Genomic DNA, 10,428 nt, shown 5'->3' with positions numbered 1-10,428 from the left:
CCACCTGCCTGTCCCGGCGGGTGCGTTTCCTCGGCTTCGCCTCCGCGCTCTCCGGGCCGGCGTGCGCTCGGGTCAGCAGGGCGGCGGCCGCATCGGCGATCTCCGCCTCGGTGCCGGCGGGCAGGCCCTGGGCGGCGTGGTCCCAGGCCAGTTCACCGAACGGGACCGGGGTGTGGCGCAGGTGTTTCCAGGTGGCTTCGATCCACTCGCCGTCGCCGTGGTGGTTGCGTACCCAGATCCGGGACATGTCGTAGGGGTCGTGATGGACCTCCCACAGACCCTTCTTCTCGATGACGCCGGAGTGCTGGCGCCGGATCAGGCCCGCCCCGTCGTAGGTGCGGCGCTTGATCCTGATGCCGTAGTCGTTCACCGCCCGCCAGACCGAGGGCAGCAGCTCGATGTAGTCCTCGGCGCTGAGCGCGACCGGGACGTAGCCGCAGGCCTCGACCAGGGCGGCGTACTTCTCGTTCGGTGTGAACGACCGGCCCGGGAGCATCGGATCGCGCAGCCCGTCGTGTTCGCGATTTTGCCAGTGGGCGACAAGCCATTCGTCGAGAAGTTCCTGCAACTCCGGCAGCGACCACAGCGGTTGCCTGTCCAGGTGACGGCCACGGTGGTCGGCGCTGCGGCCGGTGCAGCCGGCCACGAACTGCGCGAACAGAGTGCCCACCGCGTCGAGCATCTTCTCCACGTGCCCCTTCTGGAACAGGGACGCCTTGTGCGTGGGCTGGAAATCGATCTCCAGAAACCGGCAGGAGGCCCGGAAGTTGCGGGAGATGAACGCCTTGCCGTGATCACACACGATCATCTCCGGCACGATCACCGGCTTCGCGGCGGCATGCTCCAGCCGCTCATCGATGCAGCAGCCGACGGTGCGGCAGCACCGACCGCGACATCCTCAGCGCGTCCACCCAGCCCGGCCGCATCAGTTCCGGGGTGACCGTGCGGGCCAGCAGCACGCTCGCGTCGACCGCCTTCGTGGTGGGCCGCAGCACCGCCGCGGTGATGGTCCTCGTCGCGACATCGACCATGCCGGTCAGCTCGACCTTGCCCACTACTCCGTCGTCCAGGCGGACCAGCACGTCCAGCGGGGTGGAGTCGATCTGCACCACCTCGCCCGGCGCGAACACCGTCCACTGCCCGAACGGCGCCTTCGCCCCATGAGCCCGCGAGCGCCGGTTGCGGGCCGTGCCCGAAACGGGGTTGCCCTGCGACAGCTTCGCCAGCAACCGGTAGAGCGTCGACTGGGACGGCAACTCGACCGTCTCGTCCTGTTCCCGGAGGATCTCGCCGGTCCGCCACAAAATGTAGGTCCCGGTGCGGGTGGAGTCGTCCTCGCCCTCCTTGATCGCCTTCCGCATGGCCTCGACCACCGCATCGTCCACCGATCCGAACTCGGGCTTCTTGCGCACCGGGCGCCGGTCGGCCAGCCCCAGCAGGCCCTCGGCCTGGTAGCGGCGGCGGAAGTTGCCGAGCGTGCTCACGCTGACCCGGTAGCCCGTCCTCGTCAGCTCACGAGCCTTCGTCCGTTCGCGGGCGGTCAGCGAATGGCGGGCCGGATCGTATTCAGGCCGCGGCAGCGTCTCGTCGTCCGCGGCGGGATCGACGCCGTAGAGGACCTCCAGGATGTGGCCCTCCCACCACAGGGCCTTCTCCCGCGCGTGCTCCGGAAGCGCCTCCAGCAGCGACACCGGCGGCAACGGCATCCGCAACCGGCTGCCGAGCACTTCGAAACCCTCCTCGCCCAGCAGCATCGCGAGCGGCACGTCGCGCGGGGAACCGCCCTCCTCGGTCACCGTCACCGACCGGGCTGACACCGCGAGCACCGCCCGCACCTGCCCGGCGAACCGCACTCGGTCACCCACCCCGATCGATGCCGGCCGCGACAGCTTGCGCATCTGGCTCCACCCACTGCGTATGCCCGGACCGGGCCGGGACGGCAGGCCACGACCGCTCCGGCTCTCCCGCCCATGAAAGGCTGCGGCCCCGCCGGCCGCGTGCACCATCGTGGCGTTCTGCAGCAGGCCCGCACCCAGGTCCGCGCGTAGCGCCCCGGTCCAGAGCAGGTGGAACAGCGCCGGCAGGACCAGCAGCACGTCTCCGGCCGCCTCCGCTCCGGCCCGCAGAGCGCGCGGCTGACGGAAGACCTCAACCAGACACTCGGAGACCTCCGCCACCCGGGCGCACCGCCCGTGCCGGTATCTGGCCAGCCACCGCAGATTCGCCATGAACACCGGGTCCGGGACACCGACGTGGCGAAAATCCCAGCCGACCGCGGCGCAGGCCCGCTCGGTCGCAGTGAACGCTTCCGCAGTCCGCTCGTCGACCTGCTCCTCGGCGCGAACATCGACCACCCGGGCCCGGCCGTCGGCAAGCCGTACGAAGTAATCCGGCGCATGACGCCTTCGCCCGCCTTCGAGCCAGTGCAGCCAGAACGGCTGGGACGCGATCCCGACGACGTCCGGGTCGAAGTCCAGCAGGATCAGGCGGTCCCGCTCCAGCCACGACTCGTAGCCCACATGACTATCTGTGGTCGCCGCGTAGTACCAGCCGGGAAAGCTGCGATCGCCCTTGTTCCAGCGGAACCCCCGTACCGGCGGTACATCCTCGAACCGGACGCTCCACCCGGCCCCCAACGTCACCCGACGGCGCTGCAGGCCGTCGAAGAAGTCCAGGTCGAAGGCGCTGAGCACGGGGTCGCCGTACGCGTGTACCGGTTCCCCCACCGTCTCCCCAGACAGCCAGCCCTAAACGATCACTCAACCTTCGGTGAGAAACCTAGCGGCCACCAACCTTCAATGACAACGCTCAACCTTCGATGCGAGAGATCAGGGATCGGGAGATCACTTTTCACACTCGCTCAGGCGCTCGGCTTGCATTAATCGAACTGATGACCGAAATTCGATGGTGTGCATGCGGAACCGGTGGCGATCGAGCAGACGGAGCAAGGCGGCGCTGGTGATCTGGCAGAGTCGCCGCTCGGTGCGTTGCTGCCGGGCGGCTGCGTCCGCCCCGGAACGGCGGTGAGCGCTGGCGGGGACATGCCGCTGCTGCTGGCCCTCGCGGCGGAGGTCTCGGCGGACTCTGCCGGCTGGGCGGCCGTCGGACTGCCCGATCTGGGACCGCTCGCCGCCGCCGATGCGGGACTGGACGTGGGCGCCGGTCTGTGGGTCGACGAGCCGGGGCGGCACAGGGTTCTGTCCCGTGTCGTCGACGAACTCGAGGGCGCGGACCGCCCGCGGCTGTACGTCCTGGAGATCGCGGGGGCTGTGCCGCGCGTCAAGATCGGTGTCAGTACTCACCCCCGGACACGTGTCCAACAGCACGTCACGGAGATGACCCGGTATCAGCATGGTCTCGTCGACGCCTACGTCACCGCTCCGCGGGGAGACCATCTTGCGGCAGACCGGGCCGAGGGACAAGCACACCGGTGGATGCGCAAGATCTTCGCACCGATCGGCACGGAGGAGTTCGCGTACGGGGACTTCGACTTCGGCGTGGTGCGCGCGGACCAAGCCGTCCGGATCCAGGGCGAGGCGGGTGCGTGGTGATTGCGGGACCTCACCGGCACAAGGGTGGTGCGCCGATGCTGGGCGCCTACCGCGCGGGCGAACCGGGGCCGTTCGGGATCTACACAGAAGCCCCTGGGACCGATGAGCCCGATCTGTCTCGCGATTCCCTCACCCCCGGAGCGTGCGTTGATTCGGGCGAGTGCGCCGGGCTGCGCGGCTCCGAGGTCATGCCGCCGCGTACCGGACGAACCTAGACGCTCTCAGGAGCCGGGGCGGTCGCGCGGGTGACGCCGCGCGAGCGGCAGCTGTCACCTCAGGTCTTCGTGCTGGAGGTCGAGGTCCAGCTGATCGGCGCCTTCCCTGACAACGATGGGACCGTACTTCTCCTCCAGCTTCGCGTACTGCGTACGGCCGGAGCCCTCCTGCTTGTAACCCGCCCATCTCGCCAGGTTGACCCTCGTGAGCTCAACTCCAGCCTTCTGGTGGGCGAGGTAGATGCGCGCCGCCTTCTGGCTCTTGGTCTCATTCGGCGGTGCAGTGCCCACATCCAGCACCGGTGAGTCCCCCGAGCCGTGATCGGGCTGTGCCGCCTCAGCGTCTTCAGCATCGACGATCTCCTCGTCCTGCCGGCCATCCTCCGCCTGGACGTCCTCGACGTCCTCGACGTCCTCGACGTCCTCGGCCTCTTCTCCTTCGTGGACGTCCTCTTGCACGAGGTCCTCCGCAAGCTGCTGCCCGACACCGCGGTCGCCGCCCTGGCCGAGGACGGGCGGAACCTCCGGTTCGGCAACCCGCTCGTGCGGGGTCCGCGGCGCTTCGACAGCCGGGGCAGTCTCAGGCATTTCCACCTCGCGATGGACCTGCTGCTGCGGACCGGGAGCCGGGCGGGAAAGTGCCGTACGGCGTAGGACAAAGGACGGCACCGGTTCGATCCCGGCTGCGGCCAGGCCGTCAGCCGCCGTCTCCCCCAGCGGCACTCCATACTGCGACAGCCGCAGCGGCATCAGCGCCTCCACCGGCGCCTTGCGTCGCCAGCGTCGTCCGAAGCGTGCCTGGAGCCGCGCCTGGTAGACCAACCGCTCCTGCTCCAACAGGATCACCTGCTCGTAGGAGCGCAGCTCCCACAGCTTCATCTTCCGCCACAGGAGGAACGTCGGGATCGGGGCGAGGAGCCAGCGAGCGAGGCGGATCGACTCCATGTGCTGGTCGTCCTCGATCACCGCGGCCTTGGCGATGGCGTTGCGGACGGCCTCGACAACCGCGATGAACAGCAGCGGAATGACCCCGTGCATCGCCGCTCCGAGCAAATCCGGCCAGCTCGCGGCCGAATTGAAGATCACAGTCCCTGCGGTCAGCACCCAGGCTATGTAGCGCAGCGGCGCCCACTTCAGATCGATCCAGGTCAAGGCCAGGTCGAGGGAGAGGAGGACCGCGATGCCGATGTCGATGCCCAGCGGGAAGATCTGGGCGAACCAGCCGAACCCCTTCTCTTCGGCGAGGCGGCGCACGGCCTCGTAGGAGCCGACGAACCCCACCGTGGCGATGATGATCGAGCCGAAGCCGATAACACCGAACACGGCCTTGCGGCCTCTCGTCCACTTCACACGACGACGAGCTGGGCTTCTGATGGCGCTTGGCTGCTCGTAGGAGCCGCTGCTCGGCCCAAGTGTCATGGACGTGTTCCCCTCCGTCGAGCCTGTGAGCGCGCATCGCGCCGATCGCCTATAGGGGTGCGATCAGCGGCCTTCGTGTGACACAGACCGGCCTGCCTCCTGTTCCTTCCGGCCATCACCGGCCACTCGAAACGGTACGAAGGATGAAGTCTACGAACCACCCTGTTTTGCCTATGGACCGACCCTCTGACCTGCCTATTTGCGAGGAACGTCATAGTCCGGGGGTGTTCGAATCGACTCATCAGGGAGTTGGTTAGGCTGCGATCGACCGGCTGCGCAGGTGGCCGGAATCCACCGCTGACCTGCCCTGGGAGCTGCCGGATGCCTGTGCTGCGTGTCGCCGTCGCGTTCGTTTCCGGGATCCTGGTCGGGGCCGCGATGCGCCCGATGGTCTTCGCCCGGTCCGTGCCGCGTGGCGAGCCGCTTCGGACCGCGTGCCCGGCCTGCGGCGCGGTCCTGCTCCCCTCGGCCGGCGGAACTCTGCAGCTGGTGCGCGGCCGGTGCGCCGCATGCCGGGAGCGGATACCCGCGGCGCCAGGCGTGTCCGAGGTGCTGACCGCGGTGGTCTTCGCCAGCCTCGCGGCCTCCGGGATGACCGGGTGGACCGCGGCCGCGCACTACTGGCTCGCAGCCTGCGGCACCGCGCTGGTAATGATCGACGTCGCCGCGCACCGGCTGCCCGACGTGCTGACGCTCCCGGCGTCCGTCGGCACACTCGTTCTGCTCGCGAGTGCCGCCGTGGCCGGAGAACCGGGAAGTCTCACCCGGGCGCTGACTGCGGCGGCCGCGCTCGGCGGCGTCTATCTCCTCCTGGTCGCCGGCGGAATGGGGATGGGCGACGTCAAACTGGCCCCCGCGGTCGGCGCTCTGCTCGGCTGGCACAGCTGGTCCGCGGTCATCCTCGGCACCTTCGTCGGCTTCGCCCTCGCCGCCGTGTTCTCCGTCGTCCTGCTGGCCACCCGGAGGGCCACGAGGAAAGACCACGTGGCCTTCGGCCCGTTTGTCCTGGGCGGGGCCCTGGCCGTCTCCACACTGCTGTCCGGCTGACGAGCCCTGGCCGGAGGTCAGGCATTCACGGCGGACAGAGGCTCGGGCGATTCTCCCCCGCCATCGGCGGCCGTCAGCAGCCGTACTGCCCCAGTACCGTGCGCGTGGTGCGGTCAAGAGGACGCAGCGGGTCCGTACCGGCTTCACGGGCAGGGCCAAGGCGAAGGACGGGGTCTCCGCTGATGGGACGCACCACCAGCACCTCGTGCTCCACGTGGGACTGCACGGCGTCGATCCGGTACAGGCCGGCGGCAAGACATCCGTCGGTGTCTGGCGCTGGCAACGCTCGTACGCGTCCCCAGGGTAGAAGTGCTCCACGACGGGCCCTTGGACCTGCCACACGATCACGGCCGCGACCGCGGCGACGACGCCGGGCGCGGCCGCGCCTCTACCCGGCAGCTGCAGGGCGCGGAAGCCGATCCGGGAGACCGCGGCCGCGGCAAGCGGCGCTGCCCAGGCGAGGACACTCAGCTTCGGGTGCTCAACGAGGAAGCGGCTCTTGTAGGCAATCGTCCAGGGAATCGCGGCCAGTGCGAGCCCCAACAACGACAGCCCGACCATGGTGACCGCCTGCTCCGGACGCAGTTTGCGCTCCCACGGCGGCCGGTACGGCACCAGCTCGTCCTCGCGCCCGATCCAGCGGGCTGCGCCCTGCGGCCGCGGAGCTTCCACGGCGGTGGGACCGTGGTGATGTTCCAGGAGCTCCAGTACGGCATCTGCGAAGGCGAGCGCGCGTTCACCGACGGCCTGCTCGTCGCGCTCCATCTGCCGCACTTCGGCCATGCGATCCGGCTGGATCCGAAGGCCGGTCCCGGAGGCGAAGCGGAGGTTGACCCAATGGCCCTTCGGGAGCCCGAACAGAGTGGGAGCCAGCCTCCCCTCAAGCAGGGCCGCGCCCGGGGACGGGATGTACTTCTCGTACAGCTTGTCGTGATTCCGGTGCCCCTCACGGCTGACGTGCAGGCCCTCGACCAGGGTGGCAACCTCGGTGAGCAACGGGTCGTCCCCGGCCGCGCGAACCTTCTCAAGCAGATCGAGGCCTCGGGTTGCCGCCACACACCCCCACGCTGCCCCAGAGCCTGCTCCTTCCACATGGCCCGCAGCGGGCGCGGCCACACGACGGCCACGGAGAGACGCCGGGACGAACTACGGCCAGCGAGATGGGTTCGTAGAAGATCAGCGGCGCTTCGTACGAGGTCCGCCTCACAGGCGTACGAGAGAGCAACTGCGGTCGTCCGTCTCCCGCGGTCCGCGCCAGTAGCGCCAGTGCCCGCCACAGCCCAGCATTCCTCGACCCGCTCGGCAGCCGACCAGACGGCCTCGTGCTGGGCACGCAGCGCTGCCAACGCCTGATCCCATCCGCCGTCCGTCATTTCCTCAACCCCTCATCCCTGCGAATGGGGGTGTGTCGTTAGATTTACACTCCCCCCCATGGAAATCTTGACTGAGCCCAGCCCCTGGCCGGCTTCGTCCTCGAAGCAGAGCCAGGCACCCAGGTCCGCCGCCGTCTTTTTATGACGGGCCACTGCTCGTCCTTCCAGGCAGCGATCTTCTCCTCGTCCCGCTCGGTGGCCTTGCGGGACGGGACCTGCACGCTCCAGCCAATGCGGTGCAGCAACAGGTCCAGCCCAGCCAGGGTGTACTCGACACCGAACCGGCGGCGCACAACCTCGGCGATCCTCGCCAGAGTCCAGCACTGGTCGCTCCAGCCGGCGGCGGCCGGGCCTGCATCCAACACCGCCTCCAGCACGCGCAGTTGATCCGCATCGAGCTTGCAGCGGGCACCGCCGGGACCCTTGGAGACCAGGGCCTGCCGACCGCCCGAAGCCAACGCCCGCCGCCAGCGGTTCGCCGACATCCGGGTCACCCTGAACCGCCGGGCCACCTCCCGGTCACTTGCCCCCGCCTCGATCAGATCAGCGGCCGCCAACCGGACCCGCTCACGCCGGACCCGCTCCTCAGCCGTCAGCCCTCCGCCATCGGGATACCTCATCCCTACGGCATAGCGCGGCCCACAACAGCCGTCACGACCCCACGTAACCCACACCCTTAAAGATCTCTAGGAAGTAGCCCAGCGCCTTTCTGGAGTCGCTCCGGTTGAGCATCCCTTGGACTGCCGCACGGCACTCGCAGCGTTCTCCGTCGTCCTGGCTGAGCATGTCCCGCTGCGGGCCCCGGCCCGGGAGTTGGCGGCCTACTCGCGGGCTCGAGCGGGATGCCTGCCGGGCCATTTGGGGCGTGGGTGAAGTCGCCGACCAGTGGACGGGCGGTCAGCCGGCCGTGCTGTGCTCGGTCTCCGGCACCGCGGGCAGCCAGTGCACGGCGTTGTCGCGGAAGGACGCGTGGATCGGCACGAGGTCTGGGCCGCTGGTGTCGTCGAGGGCGGTGACGTTGATGCCGATCTCTGGGATGTCGCTGTCGATCGCCGCGAGGCGGCTGCCGCAGGTCGGGCAGAAGCCGCGTTTCGCCTCGCCTTTGAAGGTCCCGTACCAGGTTGGCTCGCCGCCCTCACCGGTCCACGTGACCGTCTCGAATCCCACCCACCACATCACTGGTGTGCCGCCGAGCCTTTGACAGTGGCGGCAGACACAGGTGTGGGGGAAGACCGCCGGGCCTCGGGTGGTGAAGCGGATGCGGCCGCACAGGCAGCCGCCGGTACGTACCTCCGCTTCTTCGGCTCGCTGGGCGTCGGCGGCGGGGGTGGCGTTCATCAGGTGATCTCCCGGGCGCGATGGGCAAGTTGGGCCCATCAGTCTGCCATCGCTTCCATGATCGCCAGGGCCCTGTTGGTGGCTCTGTCGTGGCCCCGGCCGCGTGCGCCGATTGCAGAGGCGTCACGGGCCGGGCGACGAAACCGCGGCTCAGGGGCGTCCGAGGGCGCGGACGGTCCATCCGGCGTCGCGCCAGGTGTCAGCGTTCAGGGTGCCGCGGCCGTCGATGACCCGCGGGGTGGCGGTGCGGGCGGCGAGGCGGTGCGGGTCGATGTGGGAGAACTGCGGCCACTCGGTGAGGTGCAGCAGCAGGTCGGCGTCCTGGACCGCGGCGATGGGATCGTCGACGTAGTCGAGGTCGGGGTGTGCCTTGCGTGCGTTGTCCAGGGCCTGGGGATCGGTGATGGTGACCTCGGCGCCGAGTTCGTGGAGCTTCTGCGCGACGGCGAGGGCGGGTGAGTCGCGGATGTCGTCGGTGTTGGGCTTGAAGGCGGCGCCCCAGACGGTGATCTGCTTGCCCAGGAGGTTGCCGTCGAGCTGTTCGCGGGCGGGGTCGACCATACGCTCGCGGCGCCGATTGTTGATCGCGTCGACCTCGCGAAGGATCGTCAGGGCCTGGTCGACGCCGAGTTCGCCGGCGCGGGCCATGAAGCCGCGGATGTCCTTGGGCAGGCAACCACCACCGAAGCCGAGGCCGGGCCGCATGCCGCGCCGCCCGATGCGGACGTCGTGGCCGAGGATGTCGGCGAGCTGGCCGACGTCGGCGCCGGAGGCTTCGCAGACCTCCGCGATCGCGTTGATGAAGGAGATCTTCGTGGCGAGGAAGGCGTTCGCGGACGCCTTGGCGAGTTCGGCGGTCGCCCAGTCGGTGACGATCGTCGGCGTCCCCGATTCGATGATCTTCTCGAAGCACTGTCGCATCACCGCTTCGGCCCATGAGTGTTCGGTCTCGAAGCCGAGGACGAGCCGGTCGGGGCGGAGGGTGTCGGGGTTGTGCTGTCCGCGTTCGGCGGTACAGGACCGGCTCGCCGCCTTGAAGGTCTCGCCGGACGCAGCATGTGCATCTACCCGCTCCCGCCACTTGTATTCGCGCGAAGAAAGCGATTCGTGGAATTCCCCAAACATTTTTCCCGAGCTGGTCGGACGTTACGTAGAGACCGGTCGGTTGCCCTGCGGATGGATCCGAAACGACGGAAAGGAGACCACGTGTGGGGCCTGATCAGGCCTGTGGCATGGAAGAAACGTTGAGCCCGCTAAGGTAGACCACGGTGATCGGCAACAGCGTCGATGCCCGAAAGTCGAGAGTTCCAACGGCGGCGAGCCTGCGGTAACCCCAACTCTTCAACGAGTGTTGCTGCCTCCGTATGCTCAAAAAGAGCTCAGGAATCCTTACAATGCCTGTCCGTGGAGGTGCAGGCTCGTTAATCTCTGACTCCCATGAGCCACTCGCGGCTCATCTGCTCTCTCCCCATCCCCACTGCCCCC

Annotated in this window: 5 protein-coding genes and 3 pseudogenes; 2 read left to right on the top strand and 6 right to left on the bottom strand. The window is 68.8% G+C overall.

Features of this window, described 5'->3' with window-relative positions; genetic code table 11:
- Nucleotides 1-1,898, bottom strand: a pseudogene (locus FNH08_RS54355) (integrase); the annotation flags it as partial.
- A gap of 114 nt (nucleotides 1,899-2,012) precedes the next feature.
- Nucleotides 2,013-2,642 (bottom strand): annotated as a pseudogene (locus FNH08_RS54350) (TnsA-like heteromeric transposase endonuclease subunit); the annotation flags it as partial.
- A gap of 267 nt (nucleotides 2,643-2,909) precedes the next feature.
- On the opposite strand from FNH08_RS54350, the gene FNH08_RS33885 reads away from it, so the two are divergent.
- Nucleotides 2,910-3,551, top strand: a complete 642-nt coding sequence (locus tag FNH08_RS33885; RefSeq protein ID WP_152775356.1) for a hypothetical protein — start codon at nucleotides 2,910-2,912, stop codon at nucleotides 3,549-3,551.
- Between the two features lie 269 nt (nucleotides 3,552-3,820).
- Here the strand turns inward: FNH08_RS33885 and FNH08_RS33880 are convergent, their stop codons facing one another.
- Nucleotides 3,821-5,116 (bottom strand): DUF2637 domain-containing protein, encoded by a 1,296-nt coding sequence (locus FNH08_RS33880; protein ID WP_322725950.1) that lies wholly within the window; start codon nucleotides 5,114-5,116, stop codon nucleotides 3,821-3,823.
- A 390-nt stretch (nucleotides 5,117-5,506) separates the two neighbouring features.
- Here FNH08_RS33880 and FNH08_RS33875 point away from each other — a divergent pair, with 390 nt between their 5' ends.
- Nucleotides 5,507-6,232 carry a prepilin peptidase gene (locus FNH08_RS33875; protein WP_152775354.1) on the top strand — a complete coding sequence of 242 codons (726 nt, stop codon included), beginning with the start codon at nucleotides 5,507-5,509 and terminating at the stop codon, nucleotides 6,230-6,232.
- Nucleotides 6,233-7,683: 1,451 nt separating this feature from the next.
- On the opposite strand, the pseudogene FNH08_RS33865 reads toward FNH08_RS33875, so the two are convergent.
- The 3 genes and pseudogenes from FNH08_RS33865 to FNH08_RS33855 form a co-directional block, all read right to left on the bottom strand.
- Nucleotides 7,684-8,225, bottom strand: a pseudogene (locus FNH08_RS33865) (winged helix-turn-helix domain-containing protein); the annotation flags it as partial.
- A gap of 277 nt (nucleotides 8,226-8,502) precedes the next feature.
- Nucleotides 8,503-8,943: a GFA family protein gene (locus tag FNH08_RS33860; protein WP_152775352.1), complete on the bottom strand. Its 441-nt coding sequence runs from the start codon at nucleotides 8,941-8,943 to the stop codon at nucleotides 8,503-8,505.
- A gap of 150 nt (nucleotides 8,944-9,093) precedes the next feature.
- Nucleotides 9,094-10,068, bottom strand: a complete 975-nt coding sequence (locus tag FNH08_RS33855) for a UDP-glucose dehydrogenase family protein (protein ID WP_265579817.1) — start codon at nucleotides 10,066-10,068, stop codon at nucleotides 9,094-9,096.
- Nucleotides 10,069-10,428 lie beyond the last annotated feature (360 nt).

The organism is Streptomyces spongiae (assembly GCF_009377185.1).
Taxonomy (GTDB): Bacteria; Actinomycetota; Actinomycetes; order Streptomycetales; family Streptomycetaceae; genus Streptomyces; species Streptomyces spongiae.
The sequence above is the reverse complement of the archived record's forward strand: the minus strand, read 5'-3'. Positions and strand labels throughout refer to the sequence as shown.